This is a genomic window from Bradyrhizobium sp. Ghvi (assembly GCF_900115265.1).
In the GTDB taxonomy this organism is placed as follows: Bacteria; Pseudomonadota; Alphaproteobacteria; order Rhizobiales; family Xanthobacteraceae; genus Bradyrhizobium.
In genome coordinates this window covers 1-16,171 of sequence record NZ_FOVU01000009.1, presented here as the reverse complement: position 1 = coordinate 16,171, position 16,171 = coordinate 1, and the positions used below count along the sequence as shown (strand labels likewise).

Here is a 16,171-nt window from a genome sequence, read left to right as displayed (position 1 = left end):
GTCAATTCACCCGGTGCAGGCGCTATCGCAGCCATGGACTTGAATACCATCACAGCGGTCTCCCATCCGCAAACGCGCTCCGAACTGCCCGTTTGGACGCCAGGTGATGCTTGGCTCGCGGGCGGCACGTGGCTGTTCTCGGAGCCGCAAGTTCACCTCACGCGACTGATCGATCTTACCGATCTGAAATGGCCGGCCCTGGTTATCACGGACAGCCACCTCAGCATTGCGGCCACCTGCACGATCTCGCAACTCGATGCGCTCGCCTGCCCGCCTGGTTGGCTCGCAGCGCCGCTGGTCAGCCGGTGCTGCCGCGCCTTCCTCGCCTCTTTCAAGATCTGGAAGACGGCGACGGTGGGCGGCAATCTCTGCATGTCCCTGCCGGCGGGCCCGATGATCTCGCTCACCGCCGCGCTCGACGGCGTCTGTACCATCTGGAAAGCCGGCGGCGGTGAGCAGAGGATTCCCGTCGCCGAATTCGTCACGGGCAACCAGCGCAATCGCCTGTCGCCGGGCGACCTGCTGCGGCAGATCGATATACCGCTTCCCGCACTGAAGCGCCGCTCCGCGTTTCGCCAGATCTCGCTCGCGCCGGTCGGCCGCTCCGCGGCACTTTTGATCGGAAGCCTCGACGGCAACGGTGCGCTGAAGCTGACGGTCACCGCCTCCACCATACGCCCGATCCAGATATCGTTTGCAAAGCTGCCGGACGCGGACGCGCTTCGCGCCGCTGTGGTCGAGGAGATTACCGACGATCTCTATCACACCGACATTCATGGCAAGCCGCTCTGGCGCAAGCACATGACGCTGCGGCTCGCCGAAGAGATTCGCGTTGAGCTCCTGGGGGCAGCGCCGCCATGAGCTTTGAAATCAATGGCACGACATTCCCGCAAGCGCCGCGCGCCGGCCAATGCCTGCGCACGTTTTTGCGGGAGCTCGGCCATTTCGGAGTGAAGAAGGGCTGCGACGCCGGCGATTGCGGCGCCTGTACCGTACTGCTCGACGGCGAGCCCGTGCATAGTTGCCTGATCCCCGCGTTTCGTGCGGAAGGACGGCCCATCACCACGATCGAAGGTCTCGGCGGCGAGCATGCGCACCAGATGCAGCAGGCGTTCCTCGACGCCCAAGGCTTCCAGTGCGGCTTCTGCACCGCCGGCATGATCCTGACCTGCGCCTCGCTGAACCAGGCCCAGCGCACCGATCTGGACGCTGCATTGAAAGGCAACATCTGTCGCTGCACCGGCTATCGATCGATCGAGGACGCGATCCACGGCAAGATCAACGTCGAGGAGAGCGTCGAAGCCGGCGGCGCGTTCGGCCGCAGCCTGCCGGCGCCGGCCGGGCCCGACGTCGTCCGCGGCCAAGCGCGCTACACCTTCGACACCAAGGTCGACAACTTTCTGCACATCAAGCTGCTGCGCTCGCCGCATGCGCATGCCCGGCTCGTCGCGATCGACAGATCGGCGGCGATGGCCGTAGCAGGCGTCCACGCGATCCTGACGCATGAGGACGCGCCATCGGTGCTGTTCTCGACAGCGCGGCATGAGAAGGACTGGATGGATCCCGAGGACACCCGTGTCCTCGACGACGTGGTCCGCTTCATCGGCCAGAAGGTCGCCGCGGTGGTCGCCGAGAGCGAAGCCGCCGCCGAGGAGGCCTGCCGGCGACTGAAAATCGAGTACGAGATCTTGCCCGCTCTGATCGACCCGGAGCAGGCGATGATGCCGGGCGCGCCACGGGTACATCCTGATCGCACCACCGCGAACCGAGTCGCCGACGCGCAGCGCAATCTCGTCGCGGAGATCCATGGCGAGTTCGGCGATGTCGCCTCCGCCCTCGCCGCTTCCGCCGTCACTTACGAGGGCACCTTCCACAGCCACCGTGTGCAACATGCGGCGCTGGAGACCCATGGCGGCCTTGCCTGGCTCGACGCGACAGGCGTGCTCAATGTTCGCACGTCGACGCAGGTGCCGTTCCTGACCCGGCGCGCGCTCTCGGGCATCTTTGGACTTCCCATCGACAAGGTCCGTGTGTTCTGTGAGCGGGTCGGCGGCGGTTTCGGCGGCAAGCAGGAGATGTTTGTCGAGGATATCCTGGCGCTGGCCGCGCTGAAAACCGGGCGGCCCGTCAAGCTCGAGCTCACCCGCGAGGAGCAGTTCATCGCCACCTCGACGCGGCATCCGATGCGCGTTCACATCAGGGCTGGTGCCGATGCCGAGGGCAAGCTCACCGCGCTGCAGCTCGACGTTCTCTCCAACACCGGTGCCTATGGCAATCACGGGCCCTCCGTGATGTTCCACGCGGTGTCCGAATCCATCGCCGTCTACAACTGCCCCAACAAGCGCGTCGACGGCTTCGTCGTCTACACCAACACGGTGCCCGCAGGCGCGTTTCGTGGTTACGGCCTGCCGCAGGCCGTCATCGCGGTGGAAGCTGCAATCGACGAGCTGGCGCGACAGCTTGGTATCAGCCCCTACGATATGCGCCGCCGCAACATCATCAGGCAAGGCGATCCCATGCTGTCGCCGCCCGAATCCGAATACCACGACGTGCTCTACGGCTCCTACGGGCTCGACCAGTGCATTGATCTCGTCGAGCACGCGATGCAGGCGGACCAGCCACCTGAATTGTCGCCGGAATGGCTGACCGGCGACGGCATCGCACTGACCATGATCGACACGGTGCCGCCCGCCGGCCACATCGCGGATGCCACGGCCACACTCAATGACGACGGTGGCTTCGAGCTCACCGTTGGCACCGCCGAGTTCGGCAACGGCACCAGCACGGTACACCGGCAGATCGCCGCGACTGTCCTTGCGACCACCGTCGACAGGATCCGCCTGCGCCAGTCCGACACTGCCCATGGCGGCCACGACACCGGCGCCTATGGCAGCACCGGCCTGTTCGTGGCCGGCAAGGCGACGCAGGCCGCGGCCACGCAGCTCGCGACTGAGTTGAAGGCGGCGGCCGCCGGCGCGTGGCTCTGCGATGCCGCGACTTGCACGCTCGAGGACGAGTTCGTCGTCAGCGGCGTGCGGCGAATGTCCTTTGTCGAGCTCGCCAGGCTCGCGCGCGAAGGCGGTCGTCCTCTGGCCGGTCACGGCAATTCCGAGGGCTCGCCCCGCTCGGTCGGCTTCAACGTGCAGGGCTTTCGCGTCGCCGTGAACAAGGGCACCGGCGAGGTCAGGATTCTCCGGAGCGTGCAGGCTGCCGATGCCGGTGTCGTCGCCAATCCCATGCAGTGCCGCGGCCAGGTCGAGGGCGGCGTCGCGCAGGCGCTGGGTGCGGCGCTCTACGAGGAGATGGTGATCGACGCGCAGGGTCGCGTCACCAATCCCAAGTTCCGCGACTATCATTTGCCGTCCTTCGCGGATGTGCCGCGCACCGAAGTGTTCTTCGCCGAGACGTCTGACACCATCGGACCGTTAGGCGCGAAGTCGATGAGCGAGAGCCCGTACAATCCGGTTGCCGCCGCGCTCGGCAACGCGATTGCAGATGCCACCGGCATCCGCTTCACGGCGCCGCCTTTCAAGCCCGACCGGCTGTTTCCGGCACTGCACGACAAGTTTGGCGGCTAGCTCCCGCGATAGGTCGAGTAACTCCAAGGCGTCACCAGCAGCGGCACGTGGTAGTGCCCCTCCGGTTCGCTGATCGCGAAGCGCAGCGGGATCTCGTCGAGGAACGGGGGATCCGCGAGCTGGACGTTACGCTCGACGTAATATTTGGCGATGCCGAACCGTAGCTCGTAGCGCCCGATCGGCAGGGGGCGGCCGCCGATCAGCGGCTGGTCGGTGCGGCCGTCTGCATTGGTGACGGTACGAGCGATGACGCGGCTCTGGCCGAGGGCAGCGAGCTCGACCAGCTCCACCGCGATTCCGGATGCCGGCTTGCCCGCATGATTGTCCAGCACATGGGTCGAGAGCCGGCCGTGCACTTTCAGCTTGTCGTTGGCGACGACCAGCTGATCAAGCCGCAGCGCCGAGATGCGGCCGATCTCCTCGATCGCGCGCCGCGTCTCGGTCTTGGCGATATTGCGCAGGCGCGTCTCGAAGTCGCGCAGGATCGAGTCCCTGGTGTGACGCCGCACGCAGATGATATAGGGAAAGCCGAACTTTTCGCGATAGGCGTTGTTCACGCGCTCGAACGTCGCGTATTCCGCGTCCGAGAGCCGGTCGAGGCCGGCGCTGTTCTGCTCGCCGATCGATTCTTCCGTCAGGCCCGCCGCGCGCTGGGTCTTGTTGGCGAGATCGGGATGCGCGCGGATCAGCGCCAGCTGCACGTCGGGTTCGGCTGCCTGGATCGCCGCCATCAGTGCCGCGTGCAGCTGATTGATGCCCGCGAACGGCCGCTTGCCGGCGAGCTGCTCGGCGATCCACGGTGAATATTCGACGACATTGGCGAGCGCCGCGACGAAATCGGCCTTGCTTGCGGCATTGAGATCGGCGAGCGAGACTTCCGCCATCACGTCTTTACCTGATCTCGAACGCGTCGGCGGCGAGATGCGCGTGCTTGTCGTGCCAATGCTGCGCGATCTGGAGTCGGGTCGGCACCCAGACGCGCTCGTGCTTGCCGATATAGTCGAGGAAGCGGATCAGCCCCGCGGCGCGGCCAGGCCGGCCGGCGAGACGACAGTGCAGTCCCACCGACATCATCTTCGGTGCCGTTTGCCCTTCCGCATAGAGCACGTCGAAGGCATCCTTGAGATAGGTGAAGAACTGCTCGCCTTCGGAAAAGCCCTGCGGGTTGATGAACCGCATGTCGTTGGCGTCAAGCGTATAGGGAATGATGAGCTGCTTGCCGTTCGCGCCCTTGACCCAATAGGGAAGATCGTCGGCATAGGAGTCGCAGAGATAGAGGAAGCCGCCCTCCTCCATCAGCAGCCTGATGGTGTTGATGGAGGAGCGCCCGGTGTACCAGCCGAGCGGCCGCGCGCCGGTGGCCGCGGTATGGACACGGAGCGCCTCGGCAATCTCGGCGCGCTCCTGCGTTTCCGTCATGTCCTTGTGCTCGATCCACTTCAGGCTGTGGCTCGCGATGTCCCAGCCGGACTCCTTCATTGCCGCGACGATTTCCGGATTGCGCTTCAGCGCATTGGCGACCCCGAACACGGTGGTCGGCAACTTCCGCTCATTGAACACCCGCCACAGCCGCCAGAAGCCGGCGCGCGAGCCATATTCGAACATGGATTCGATATTGGCGTGGCGCTGGCCCGGCCAAGGTTGCGCGCCGAGCACATCGGACAGGAATGCTTCCGAGGCGCCGTCGCCGTGCAGGATGTTGTTCTCGGCGCCTTCCTCGAAATTGACGACGAACTGCACTGCGACACGCGCATTGCCGGGCCATTGTGGGTGCGGCGGGTTGCGGCCGTAACCGCGGAGATCACGGGGGTAGTTGATATCGGTCACTCAGACTTCCTCAAAGCGGATCGGCAGCGCGCCCTTCCACAGCACGCTCTTGCCCAGCGTCGCCAGATTCTCAAGACCCGAGGTCAGCGTGATGAAGTGATTGCCGGCGAGCTGGCCCGTCTTGCTGGCAAAGTGGACGCTGCCATAGGCGAGCAGGATCTCGGTCTCGCTGATCCCGCCGGGGTAAAGGATGATCTGGCCAGGCGCGGGATAGCTGGTGTGATTCTCATATCCAACGCCGAAGTCGAGATCGCCAAGCGGCATCCACACGCCTTCACCGCTCCAGCGCACATGGATGATGTGGCTCTCGAACGGCAACGTCCTGCGGAACGCCGCAACAGTCTTGGGCGCCGCCTGCTCCTCGAATCGGGCGTCGAAGCCGAATTCGCCGGCACGGATAGCGAGTTTGCTCATCTCATTTCTCTGGCTCCGGAACCATGGCCCACGGAGACTTGCAAGCAAAGAGCACTCCAGCGCGCTTCGCGCAAGTAGCGCTCGCCCCTTTATCTGCGGTCGTAAGACCAGCCGAACAGGCCGCTCCGCCGGACCTCCGGCTCCGGCTCCGCCGCCGCGGGGGCCTCCTTCAGTTCCGCCTGCGGTGGGGCCGCTGGTGGCGCCGGCAGGCTCTCGCATTTCATGGAATAGACCAACTTGCCGTCCGCGGTGCGCCCGATGGGAGCGCAGGGGTCGAGACGGGCCGCCGAGGCTTTGGGACCAGGCTTCACCTGCGCCGCAGCCGGCGAGGCGATCAAAAGCAGAATCAGCAGATATTTCGACATCATTGTCGTACCTAAACCCCGGTTGCCCATTCAACCTGATGGCGCGGGTCAAGTCCATCGGACCCGGCGAGGCGATTGCCGAATATTTAGCCGGCAATAATGCCCCTCGCGTGTCCCGGACGCGCTGCAGCCTTGGCGACGAGTGTCGCAGACACGCCTTCGCGGCCTCGCGGCGCATTTTGCCCGAGCTATGCTTGATCTCGTGTCCCTCTGATTCAAGAGGGCGCAGGGAAGGCCGGGTGCTGACCTCGCACCCGCGGTCTGCTGCGCGAAGATGTAGCGCAAAAAGACCGCACAGCAGCATACAGGTGGTGCCAATCACTCGGCCTTCCCTGCGCAGTGGTTTGACGGCTTATGCCGTGCTCTCCCGGGAGCCGATTTTCTCTCTGGCCTCCCTCGCCCTCGCGAATTGACGATGCAGTTAACCCGGTCGGGCGCCCTGCACCTCCGCGACAGCTTGACCGTAGCAACGACGGCCAGGACCACACGGTTTTGCCGTACGCGCATTCGCCGGCCACAGGGTCTTGCAGCAGTGTGCACACGCGCTGCAGGAATGTTGGCGCAACGAACTGAACAGCCTCGTTCGTCCCCACGCGGTTACGGGCTCACAGGGACTACCCGCCCTGCCCGCACCTTCTCGTGCCGACGCTGCCGCGTCCACCGCATCCCCGGCTCGCGAACGTGACGATGGACGATCGCCCCTCAAGCTCGAGCCGGGATGGGCGACACATACGCCGTTTCCGAATTTCGGTAAAGCGGAATGTTTTTGTCGGAAGGGATTGACGCATCCGCGGTGTGTTGCCCGTCAGGCAAACATCAGTACGGATTGTAGTAGTAGCCCGGACCGCCGTAATAGCCGTAGCCGGGGCCATAATAGCGCGGGCCGCCATAATAATAGTTGTCGTAATATTCCTGGCGGCGGCTCTCGGCGATCGCGCCGCCAATCAGGCCGGCCGCGAGCCCCATGAAGGCGAGGCCCGCAGCGTTCGGTCCGCGCCGATAGTGCCGATAATGGTGACGACGCGCGGCGCTGAAATCGGTTGCGTCGGAAGAGCCCCGCGCCGCCACGGCGGGCGCTGCCCTGAGTGGCGTCGGAGACGCGGCGGTCGACGGAGACAGGGATGCGACGACCAGGGCGAAACTGGTGAACGCGGCCAGCGTAGCGCGGCGGCCAGCTCTCGAATTCACGGACCTGTCACTCATCTTACCGTCCTCTGCTCTCGCCAAAGAAGAGATAGGGAAACAACGCATAATGCGCAAAGCACTGAAATGGTTGCCTGATCGCGGCAATCTGCCGCGCTTTGAACGATTGTAAGCCGATCCGTCAGATCCAGCTTGATCCATTCAACCTGAGCGGTTAATGAACAACCGCGTCGCCTTTCCGGCCGCCGTAAGCGTTTACGTGAACCAACGCATCAACCGACGCCGTCGGGATCGATGCCACCTTGGGTTCACCGTGACTGACGCGTCTTTTCCTCGAAAGAAACCAGATGATTGCGGTTCGCAAACTGCCGGCGCGCTATGCGCCGATCGTGATGCCATTCGTGCTGTCCGTCCTCATGACCGCCGTGGTGTCGCTCATTTCCACGTTGCGAAGCCTCGGCGCAACGCCGGCCTTCGTTATGACCTGGCCGGGCGCCTGGGGGCTGTCCTGGCTCGTTGCCTTTCCGACGCTGCTGATGGTGCTGCCACTGGTCCGCCGGATCGTGACCTGCCTCGTTGCGGCCCCTCCCCAACCAGCCCGATAAAAGGCGTGGACGGCGGCAATGACGCGCGCCGTCCGGCTTCCATGATCATTCATCGCTCGAGGGAGGGTTCGGCTTACGACAACGCGCCCAGCACGCCGCGCGTGGCCTTGTCGATTTCCTCGACGTAGCGGCGGCGGGCAAAAGTCTCGGTCAGGAAGCCGACCACCTTGCGGCTGTCGGTGGAATCGACCACCGCCAGCATTTCGGCCTCGGCCTCGTCGAACACCGCCATCGCGCTCTTCACGTTCATTTCCGGGATCAGCACGATCTCGGTCAGGCGCGCAAGCTCGATGACCTGGATGTCGTCGGCAATGGTGTCGAGGTCGCTGGAGAATAGATCGGGCAGCAGGACGAGGCCGACATATTCGTCAGCATTGTTGACAATGACGATGCCGGGCCGCGATCCCAGCGCGAATTCCCGCCGCGTGGCGGCGATGGTCGTGGTCGACGGCACCTTGCCGACGTCGGAGCGCATCAGCCGCTCGACGGTGAGGTTGCGCAGCCAGCCGACGTCGTTGGCGCTGCGGATGGTCTCGCCGCGCAGATGCAGGCGCCAGGTCGAGAAGGAATGACCGAACATGAAGCGGACGCAGATCGAGGTGACGATGCAGCCGGCCAGCACCACGGCGGTAACGTCGACATTGCGGGTCATCTCGAGAACGAGGAACGACATGGTCAGAGGACCGCCGACGATGGCGACGCCCAGCGTCGCCATGCCGGTCAACATCGCCACCAGCGGATCGATCGCAAAGCTCGGGCTGATCAAGAGCAGCACCGCCGAGAAGAACTTTCCGATCAGGCTGCCGACGAACAGCGAGGCGAAGAACAGCCCGCCGCGAAAGCCGGAGGCCAGCGAGATCAAGCACGCCGTCACCTTCAGCGCGATGATGATCGCGACCAGGCCGATCGTCATGTCGTGGAAGAGATCGAGCACCATGGCGCCGTGGCCGGCCGCGAGCACCTGCGGCGTGACGAGGGCGAAGCTGCCGACGATGAGGCCGCCGATCACCGGGCGCAGCCACACCGGCAGCCATTTGAACAGCCGCTCGAACATCGAGGACGAGCGCATCACCGCGATACCGACGCCGCTGGTGACGAGAGCCAGCCCGATCAGCGCCAGATATTGCTCGACGCCGACGGCGCTGACCTTGGGGATTTCGAGCGAGTAAGGCGCGCCGCCGAGCCATTGCGCTGTGAGCGCGCCAGCCAGCGAGGCCGCCAGGATCGGCGCGGCACTGCCGACCGCATAGACGCCGACGATCAGCTCGCAGGCATAGAATGCACCGGTGATCGGCGCGCCGAAGGCCGCCGCAATCGCCGCCGCAGCGCCGCAGCCGACGACCAGGCGGAGGTCGTTGCGGCGAAGATTGAAGAATTTTCCGAGCAGCGAGGCGATGCCGGAGCCGATCTGGGTATAGCCGGCCTCGAGACCGACCGAGGCCCCGCAGCCATTCGAGATCAGCGTCTGGCTCGACACCACCACGCTGTCGCGCATCGACAGATTGCCGCCGCGCAGCGCGTTGGCCTCGATCGGGTCGACGGCGCTCGAGATCTTCAGCCGCCGCCGCCACCATTCCATGACGCCAAGCGAGAGGCCGCCCAGCGCGGGCGCGATCATCGCCGCCCACGGACTGATATAGGTGTTGGCCGAGAGACGTACGTCGATGGGAATGCCGTAGATCACGACATGGGCGATCTGCGCGATCTCGGCCATCAGCGTCACGATCGCGCCGGCCAGCGTGCCGATCACGAGCGCGAGCGGGATCAGGTAGAATTCGTTGCTGCGCAACAGCGCGCGCAGCCGCACCATGGTCCGGCTGGTCCCCTTGCCGTCGACGAAATATCTGATCCGCGCGAACACCGTCTGCCAGCCCTACCCTTCAGACATGCCGTAGCCGGCCATGCGCTGACGAACCCGTTCGATCTCGGCGCTGGAGAGCAGTGGCGGTTTGCCGATCTGGAGACAGCCGTGATATTGCCGCGCCAGCGTCTCGACCTCGACGGCCAGCCACATCGCCTTGTCGAGCGTCTTGCCGACCGCGATCATGCCGTGATGGTCAAGCAGGCAGGCGAGCCGCCCCTCCAGCGCGCGCACCGCATGCTCGGACAGTTCCGCCGTCCCGAATGTGGCATAGGGCGCGCAACGGATGTTGTCGCCGCCGGCGGCTGCAATCATGTAGTGCACTGGCGGGATTTCCATGCCCATGATCGCCAGCATGGTGCAATAGGCCGGATGGGCGTGCACAACGGCATTGACGTCGGCGCGCGCCTTCAGGATGTCCAGATGGAAGCGCCACTCGCTCGATGGTTTCTGGTCGGGGGCATGGGAGCCATCCAGCGCCATAAAGACGATCTGGGCCGGCGTCATGGCGTCATAGGGCACGCTGGTGGGCGTGATCAGCAGCCCATTGCCAAAACGCACGCTGATATTGCCTGATGTCCCCTGGTTGATGCCGAGCGCGTTCATCCGACGGCAGGCGTCGATGATGGCCTGTCTCTTTGCGAGCTCGTCCGCTGTCATCGACATCTCGATCTCGTCTCCACCTTCTTCGCGATGGGCGCTCGTCAGAGGGGAAGTACGTCAAAGCAATATGGCAGCGCAAGCGAAAGCGGACCGGTTCGGGCACGACCTTGCCTGCACCCCCATTGCATTGCGAAATCGAGTGTAAAATCAATGAATTAAAAGTTCGTCACAGCCTTAGGACAGGTTGGCACGGACGGCCGCGATCCCGTTGATCACGAACTGCACCGAATAGGCCGCGAGCAGCATGCCGAGCACGCGCGAGAGCACGGCATTGCCGGTTCGCCCCAGCGTCCGCGCGATCAGGTGCGCCGAAACGAAGCAGAGCATGCAAAGCAGGCAGACGGAGAGGACCACCGCGATGATGATGGCGAGCCTGGGCCCGTAGCCGGCATCGCCGGCCAGCAACAGCGTGGTCGCGATCGCCCCGGGACCGGCCATCATGGGGATGGCGAGCGGAAACACGGCGACGTCGGAGGCATGCTCCGCGGTCGCCTTGTCGGCCTCCCGCGCCTCGCGATGCGGACGGTCACCGAAGATCATCTGGTAGGACACGCCGAACAACAGCAGCCCGCCTGCGATCTGGAAGGCGGGGATGCCGATCCCGAGCTGTCGCAATAGCCAGTTTCCGACCAGCGCGATCACGACCAGGATCGAGGCCGCGATGAACGGCGCCCGCAGAACGACGGCCCGTTTGATCTTGTCCGGCATGCCCCCGGTCGCGGCCAGAAACGCCGGCGCCAGGCCGACGGGATCGACCACCAGCAACAGCGTGACAAAGGCGGATAGGGCGAAGTCGAGCATGGGTCAGGCGTCTCAGGCGAGTGTGGCTCTGGCGGCCAGCCATAGCGGCCCGCGCGGCGGTTCGCGAGGAACATTTGCTCGTCCCGGCTCTTGATCGCGTGAGGATTGAGGAAGGGCATGCCTTCCCGTGTCGCCTCATGAGGAGGATTTATGGCCAAGCAAGCAAAGAAACGCGCCCCGAAGAAAAGGACAGCATCGCGCCGCCCGCGTCAGGCGCCCAAGATGCTGAGCGACCTGTTTCTGGAAACGCTGAAGGACATCTATTTCGCGGAGAACAAGATCATCAAGACCTTGCCCAAGATGGCCAAGGCCGCGCATTCGAAGGATCTCGCGGCCGCCTTCAACAAGCATCTGCGCGAGACGCAGGGCCAGGTCAAACGTCTCGATCAGGTCTTCAAGATGCTGGGCAAGCCGGCACGCGGCAAGCCGTGCGAGGCGATCAATGGCATCACCGACGAGGGCGCCGAGATCATGAAGGACTTCAAGAACGCCCCTGCCCTCGACGCCGGCCTGCTCGCCGCGGCGCAAGCCGTCGAGCACTACGAGATTTCCCGTTACGGCACGCTGCGCACCTGGGCCGAGGAGCTCGGCATGCAGGACGCGGCAAGGCTGCTTCAGGAAACCCTCGAAGAGGAAGAGGCGACCGATCACACGCTGACCGAACTTGCTACCTCGGTTATCAACCTCGAAGCGGAAGAGGAGTACCGCGCCGCCGCTTGATTGCGGCGTCCCGCCCAACCGCTGCCTCGACGCCGCGGAACATCTCCGCGGCGTCGCTGCGTCTGAATGCAAGGGGCTACTCGCCTTCGGGGGCCAGGCATGCTGCAAACGCGCGATGCTGGAATTTGCGGGAACCATCCCCATATCCCCGTTTTCCAACCGCAGCGCCTTCCCCGAGTTTAGCCATGCAACCCAAAAATCCCTTCGACTGGATGCTGTCCGAGGCCCTGGACCAGCTGACCCGCGGCGAACGGATGCGCCAGCAGTTCGGTCGCCAGGAAGCCTGCTGGGAGCCGCCGATCGACGTGCTCGAGACCGAGCATGAGCTCCTGATCCTGGTCGCGCTTCCCGGCGTCAATCCGGACAATGTCGAGACGGTGATCCATGACGGCGTGCTTATCATCTCCGGCCAGCGGACATTGCCGCCGGAGCTTCGCAACGCCCGGATCCACCGGCTCGAGCTACCGCAGGGCCGCTTCGAGCGGCGCATCGCGCTGCCTCTTGGCCGCTACGCCATCAGCCGTTTCGTGATGGACGGCTGCGTCGCACTGCGCCTCGCCAAATCCTGAGGTCGATCATGGCCACCGAACAGATGAATACCGCACAGCCCAACACCCAGAACGGCTCCGACGTGAAGATTCCCGAAGACGCATTGATCATCATCCCCGTGCGGGAGATGGTGCTGTTTCCCGGCGCCATCGCGCCGATCGCGATCGCGCGGCCGAAGTCGGTCGCCGCGGCACAGCAGGCGCTGCGCGAGCAGCGGCCGATCGGCATCGTCCTGCAACGTAGCCCCGAGATCGACGAGCCCGGTCCGGACGATCTCTATCGGGTCGCAACCATCACCAACATCGTGCGCTACATCACCGCGCCCGACGGCACCCATCATATCGTCTGCCAGGGCGTGCAGCGCGCGCGGATCCTCGACTTCCTGCCGGGGACGCCATTCCTGGCTGCGCGGATCCAGCAGATCCCCGAGCCCACCACGAATTCGCCCGAGATCGAGGCGCGTGCCCTGAACCTGCAACGCCAGGCCATCGAGGCAATCGAGCTGCTGCCGCAGGCGCCGCCCGAGCTGATCGCGATGTTCCAGAGCACGACCGCGCCCGGCGCGCTGGCGGATCTGGCGACCTCGTTCATGGACATCAAGCCGCAGGACAAGCAGGAGGTGCTGGAAACGATCGACCTCGCTCTGCGCGTCGAGAAGGTGTCGAAGCACCTCGCCGAGCGGCTGGAGGTGCTCCGCATCAGCAATGAAATCGGCCAGAAGACCCGCGCCAGCTTCGACGAGCGGCAGCGCGAGGCGATTCTGCGCGAGCAGATGGCAACCATCCAGCGCCAGCTGGGCGAAGGCGACGGCAAGGCCGCCGAGGTCGCCGAACTGACCGCTGCCATCGCCAAGGCCAACATGCCGCCGGAAGCGGACGCGCATGCCAAGAAGGAGCTGCGCCGCTACGAGCGCATGCCGGAAGCCGCCGGCGAAGCCGGCATGGTCCGCACCTATCTGGACTGGCTGATCGAGCTGCCTTGGGCGCTGCCCGAGGAGAAACCGATCGACATCAAGGAGGCGCGCGCCATCCTCGACGCCGACCATTTCGGCCTGGAGAAGATCAAGAGCCGAATCATCGAATATCTGGCCGTGCGCAAGCTGGCGCCCCAGGGCAAGGCCCCGATCCTGTGCTTCGTCGGCCCGCCCGGCGTCGGCAAGACCTCGCTCGGCCAATCCATCGCACGCGCGATGGGCCGCCCCTTCGTGCGCGTCAGCCTGGGCGGCGTGCATGACGAGGCCGAGATCCGCGGTCACCGCCGCACCTATATCGGCGCGCTGCCCGGTAACATCATCCAGGGCATCAAGAAGGCGGGTGCCCGCAACTGCGTCATGATGCTGGACGAGATCGACAAGATGGGCCGTGGCGTGCAGGGCGATCCCTCTGCCGCCATGCTGGAGGTGCTCGACCCCGAGCAGAACGGGACGTTCCGGGACAATTATCTGGGCGTGCCCTTCGACCTCTCGCGCGTGGTGTTCATCGCGACCGCCAACATGCTGGACCAGATCCCGGGTCCGCTGCTGGACCGCATGGAGCTGATCAGCCTGGCCGGCTACACCGAAGACGAGAAGCTGGAGATCGCACGGCGCTATCTGGTGCGGCGGCAGCTCGAGGCCAACGGCCTCACCGCCGAGCAGGCCGAGATCGAGCCGGAGGCGCTGAAGCTGGTCGTCAAGGGTTATACCCGCGAAGCCGGCGTGCGGAATCTGGAACGCGAGATCGGCAAGCTGTTCCGCCATGCCGCGGTGCAGGTCGCCGAGGGCACGGCTGCCAAGGTCGTGGTGACGACGAAGGACATCACCACCGTGCTGGGCCAGCCGCGCTTCGAGGGCGAGATCGCACAGCGCACCAGCATTCCAGGCGTCGCCACGGGCCTTGCCTGGACGCCGGTCGGCGGCGACATCCTGTTCATCGAGGCCTCGCGGGTGCCCGGCAAGGGCGGAATGATCCTGACCGGCCAGCTCGGCGACGTCATGCGCGAGAGCGTCCAGGCGGCGATGACACTGGTGAAGAGCAGGGCCTCGCAGCTCGGCATCGATCCGCAAGCGTTCGAGAAGAGCGACATCCACGTTCATGTTCCCGCGGGTGCGACCCCGAAGGACGGACCGAGCGCGGGCGTGGCGATGTTCACGGCGCTGACGTCATTGCTCACCAATCGCACGGTGCGCAGCGACACGGCCATGACCGGCGAGATCTCGCTGCGCGGCCTGGTGCTGCCGGTTGGCGGCATCAAGGAGAAGGTGGTGGCAGCGGCCGCCGCCGGACTGAAGCGGGTGATGCTGCCGGCGCGCAACAAGCGGGACTACGACGAGATCCCGAAGAGCGCGCGGGACAACCTCGAATTCATCTGGCTGGAGCGCGTCGACGAGGCCATCGCCGCGGCGCTCGAGCCTGATGAAGCCAAGGTCGAAGCGGCGGAGTGAATACGATGAAGAAACTGCTGGAAGACGCGAGGAAATCGCGGAAGGCGCAGCGGCTGCGCCGGCTGCTCGATCGAGCCATCGATCGGGTGCGCGATGCGCTCGCAGGGCCGGAGCCGCGGCTTGCGCCGATCCCGGTCCGGGTGAAGCGCCGCAAGGGTTGAGCCCTCCGTCTCAGGCCCTCGCGGCTGCCCCAAACAAAAGGCCCCCTCCTAGCTGAGGGAGCCTTTGCGTTATCAGGCCACGGCGTCCTTGGCGGCCTTGACCGGGCGCGCGCGGACGATCTTCCGGGCCGGCTTGGCCTTGAACATCATCTCTTCACCCGTGAACGGGTTGGTGCCCTTGCGCGCCTTGGTCGCGGGCTTCTTGATGACCACGAACTTGGCGAAGCCCGGCACCAGGAACAGGCCGTTCTTCTTGAGCTCCTTGTGGCCGACGTCGGTCAGCGTCTCCATGACGCTCTTGACGTCGCGCTTGGAAAGCTCGGTGGCGGTCGCAATCTTTTCGATCAACTGCGATTTGGACATTTGGGCTGGCATCGTGTCTCCTCTGATTCGTTGCCGGTTGCATATTAGACCAACCGGCGAAGGCCTATAGCCTTCTGCACAGTTTTGTCGCGATTTTACGGGCTTTTTTGGCCCCTGTGGCAAAAAACCCTGCATTTTAGCGGCTTCCCGAGCTGGAAGCGCCTCGGACAGCGGTTTTTGCCTTGTTTCAAAGGCCCGCAAGCAGCCTTGCTAAAGCTGATTCGATAGTTTCGACAAGCGACGACCGGCCTCTTTGCCGGACGAGGAGCGCGATTCACCCTGAAAAACAAGGCTGGATCGTCGCTGTGCGGCGCCGTCTCCCTGTTTTTACGGGGCGCGGCGAGCTAGAGCGGTTCATCGATTGATTGAATCGGGAGGGATTCCGTCGGGCGGCGGTTTGTGATTCAAGATGCTGGCTGGATCGGAGGCCAGCATCGGATGGTCCGACCTCTTTCGAATGATTTTCGTGAACGAGCCGTGAAAGCGGTGGAATCCGGCGAGAGTTGCCATGCTGTGGCGGCCCGGTTCGATGTTGCTGTGTCGTCCGTCGTGAAGTGGCGGCAGCGCTATCGCGCGACGGGGTCGGTGGCGCCGGGCAAGATGGGCGGTCACCGTAAGCCGGTTCTGGAGCCGCATCGAGCGTTCATCGTGGAGCGGATCAGGCAGACGCCACATCTCACGCTGCACGGGCTGAAGGAC

At 64.7% G+C, this 16,171-nt stretch carries 17 protein-coding genes; 8 read left to right on the top strand and 9 right to left on the bottom strand.

Annotated elements, in window-relative coordinates; genetic code table 11:
- Positions 1–33 precede the first annotated feature (33 nt).
- Together BM374_RS28150 and BM374_RS28145 are read left to right on the top strand one after the other, a co-directional pair.
- Complete coding sequence (locus BM374_RS28150; RefSeq protein WP_092299992.1) at positions 34–861, top strand: FAD binding domain-containing protein; 828 nt, start codon at positions 34–36, stop codon at positions 859–861.
- Complete coding sequence (locus BM374_RS28145; RefSeq protein WP_092299989.1) at positions 858–3,578, top strand: molybdopterin-dependent oxidoreductase; 2,721 nt, start codon at positions 858–860, stop codon at positions 3,576–3,578. The genes BM374_RS28150 and BM374_RS28145 overlap by 4 nt, the downstream gene beginning before the upstream one ends.
- Here the strand turns inward: BM374_RS28145 and uraD are convergent.
- The 5 genes from uraD to BM374_RS28115 form a co-directional block, all read right to left on the bottom strand.
- Positions 3,575–4,462 carry a 2-oxo-4-hydroxy-4-carboxy-5-ureidoimidazoline decarboxylase gene (gene uraD / locus BM374_RS28140; RefSeq protein WP_177248578.1) on the bottom strand — a complete coding sequence of 296 codons (888 nt, stop codon included), beginning with the start codon at positions 4,460–4,462 and terminating at the stop codon, positions 3,575–3,577. The genes BM374_RS28145 and uraD overlap by 4 nt on opposite strands.
- 7 nt (positions 4,463–4,469) lie before the next feature.
- Complete coding sequence (gene puuE / locus BM374_RS28135; protein ID WP_092299984.1) at positions 4,470–5,405, bottom strand: allantoinase PuuE; 936 nt, start codon at positions 5,403–5,405, stop codon at positions 4,470–4,472.
- Positions 5,406–5,819, bottom strand: coding sequence for a DUF3830 family protein (locus tag BM374_RS28130; RefSeq protein WP_092299981.1), 414 nt, complete (start codon positions 5,817–5,819; stop codon positions 5,406–5,408).
- An 89-nt stretch (positions 5,820–5,908) separates the two neighbouring features.
- Positions 5,909–6,184: a hypothetical protein gene (locus BM374_RS28125; protein WP_177248577.1), complete on the bottom strand. Its 276-nt coding sequence runs from the start codon at positions 6,182–6,184 to the stop codon at positions 5,909–5,911.
- A gap of 816 nt (positions 6,185–7,000) precedes the next feature.
- Positions 7,001–7,387, bottom strand: a complete 387-nt coding sequence (locus BM374_RS28115) for a hypothetical protein (RefSeq protein WP_092299974.1) — start codon at positions 7,385–7,387, stop codon at positions 7,001–7,003.
- A gap of 287 nt (positions 7,388–7,674) precedes the next feature.
- On the opposite strand from BM374_RS28115, the gene BM374_RS28110 reads away from it, so the two are divergent.
- A complete protein-coding gene (locus tag BM374_RS28110) occupies positions 7,675–7,932 on the top strand; it encodes a DUF2798 domain-containing protein (protein WP_092299971.1) in 258 nt (85 codons plus the stop codon).
- Between the two features lie 73 nt (positions 7,933–8,005).
- On the opposite strand, the gene BM374_RS28105 is transcribed toward BM374_RS28110, so the two are convergent.
- The 3 genes from BM374_RS28105 to BM374_RS28095 form a co-directional block, all read right to left on the bottom strand.
- Positions 8,006–9,793, bottom strand: coding sequence for a chloride channel protein (locus tag BM374_RS28105; RefSeq protein WP_092299967.1), 1,788 nt, complete (start codon positions 9,791–9,793; stop codon positions 8,006–8,008).
- Positions 9,794–9,805: 12 nt separating this feature from the next.
- Positions 9,806–10,459: an L-fuculose-phosphate aldolase gene (locus BM374_RS28100; RefSeq protein WP_177248576.1), complete on the bottom strand. Its 654-nt coding sequence runs from the start codon at positions 10,457–10,459 to the stop codon at positions 9,806–9,808.
- A 171-nt stretch (positions 10,460–10,630) separates the two neighbouring features.
- The gene (locus BM374_RS28095) at positions 10,631–11,257 is read right to left on the bottom strand and encodes a MarC family protein (RefSeq protein ID WP_092299964.1); all 627 of its coding nucleotides are present in this window, start codon (positions 11,255–11,257) and stop codon (positions 10,631–10,633) included.
- Positions 11,258–11,407: 150 nt separating this feature from the next.
- Between BM374_RS28095 and BM374_RS28090 the strand changes: the two genes are divergently transcribed.
- From BM374_RS28090 to BM374_RS38785, 4 genes are all read left to right on the top strand, one after another.
- Positions 11,408–11,977 carry a YciE/YciF ferroxidase family protein gene (locus BM374_RS28090; RefSeq protein ID WP_092299962.1) on the top strand — a complete coding sequence of 190 codons (570 nt, stop codon included), beginning with the start codon at positions 11,408–11,410 and terminating at the stop codon, positions 11,975–11,977.
- A gap of 185 nt (positions 11,978–12,162) precedes the next feature.
- Positions 12,163–12,546: an Hsp20/alpha crystallin family protein gene (locus BM374_RS28085; protein ID WP_092299959.1), complete on the top strand. Its 384-nt coding sequence runs from the start codon at positions 12,163–12,165 to the stop codon at positions 12,544–12,546.
- An 8-nt stretch (positions 12,547–12,554) separates the two neighbouring features.
- Positions 12,555–14,948: an endopeptidase La gene (lon, locus tag BM374_RS28080; RefSeq protein ID WP_092299956.1), complete on the top strand. Its 2,394-nt coding sequence runs from the start codon at positions 12,555–12,557 to the stop codon at positions 14,946–14,948.
- Between the two features lie 5 nt (positions 14,949–14,953).
- Positions 14,954–15,109 carry a hypothetical protein gene (locus BM374_RS38785; protein ID WP_177248575.1) on the top strand — a complete coding sequence of 52 codons (156 nt, stop codon included), beginning with the start codon at positions 14,954–14,956 and terminating at the stop codon, positions 15,107–15,109.
- 72 nt (positions 15,110–15,181) lie between these two features.
- On the opposite strand, the gene BM374_RS28075 is transcribed toward BM374_RS38785, so the two are convergent.
- Positions 15,182–15,484, bottom strand: a complete 303-nt coding sequence (locus tag BM374_RS28075) for an HU family DNA-binding protein (RefSeq protein ID WP_008139488.1) — start codon at positions 15,482–15,484, stop codon at positions 15,182–15,184.
- Positions 15,485–15,892: 408 nt separating this feature from the next.
- On the opposite strand from BM374_RS28075, the gene BM374_RS28070 reads away from it, so the two are divergent.
- Positions 15,893–16,171, top strand: a 279-nt coding sequence (locus BM374_RS28070) for a helix-turn-helix domain-containing protein (protein WP_283807094.1), incomplete at its 3' end; no start/stop codon positions are given.

What these genes read in the sequence shown, in the direction of transcription:
- BM374_RS28150 (WP_092299992.1), top strand. Translation starts at nt 34, where the DNA reads ATGGACTTGAATACCATCACAGCGGTCTCCCATCCGCAAACGCGCTCC.
- BM374_RS28145 (WP_092299989.1), top strand. Translation starts at nt 858, where the DNA reads ATGAGCTTTGAAATCAATGGCACGACATTCCCGCAAGCGCCGCGCGCC.
- uraD (WP_177248578.1), bottom strand. Translation starts at nt 4,462, where the DNA reads ATGGCGGAAGTCTCGCTCGCCGATCTCAATGCCGCAAGCAAGGCCGAT.
- BM374_RS28130 (WP_092299981.1), bottom strand. Translation starts at nt 5,819, where the DNA reads ATGAGCAAACTCGCTATCCGTGCCGGCGAATTCGGCTTCGACGCCCGA.
- BM374_RS28125 (WP_177248577.1), bottom strand. Translation starts at nt 6,184, where the DNA reads ATGTCGAAATATCTGCTGATTCTGCTTTTGATCGCCTCGCCGGCTGCG.
- BM374_RS28115 (WP_092299974.1), bottom strand. Translation starts at nt 7,387, where the DNA reads ATGAGTGACAGGTCCGTGAATTCGAGAGCTGGCCGCCGCGCTACGCTG.
- BM374_RS28110 (WP_092299971.1), top strand. Translation starts at nt 7,675, where the DNA reads ATGATTGCGGTTCGCAAACTGCCGGCGCGCTATGCGCCGATCGTGATG.
- BM374_RS28100 (WP_177248576.1), bottom strand. Translation starts at nt 10,459, where the DNA reads ATGTCGATGACAGCGGACGAGCTCGCAAAGAGACAGGCCATCATCGAC.
- BM374_RS28095 (WP_092299964.1), bottom strand. Translation starts at nt 11,257, where the DNA reads ATGCTCGACTTCGCCCTATCCGCCTTTGTCACGCTGTTGCTGGTGGTC.
- BM374_RS28090 (WP_092299962.1), top strand. Translation starts at nt 11,408, where the DNA reads ATGGCCAAGCAAGCAAAGAAACGCGCCCCGAAGAAAAGGACAGCATCG.
- BM374_RS28085 (WP_092299959.1), top strand. Translation starts at nt 12,163, where the DNA reads ATGCAACCCAAAAATCCCTTCGACTGGATGCTGTCCGAGGCCCTGGAC.
- lon (WP_092299956.1), top strand. Translation starts at nt 12,555, where the DNA reads ATGGCCACCGAACAGATGAATACCGCACAGCCCAACACCCAGAACGGC.
- BM374_RS38785 (WP_177248575.1), top strand. Translation starts at nt 14,954, where the DNA reads ATGAAGAAACTGCTGGAAGACGCGAGGAAATCGCGGAAGGCGCAGCGG.
- BM374_RS28075 (WP_008139488.1), bottom strand. Translation starts at nt 15,484, where the DNA reads ATGCCAGCCCAAATGTCCAAATCGCAGTTGATCGAAAAGATTGCGACC.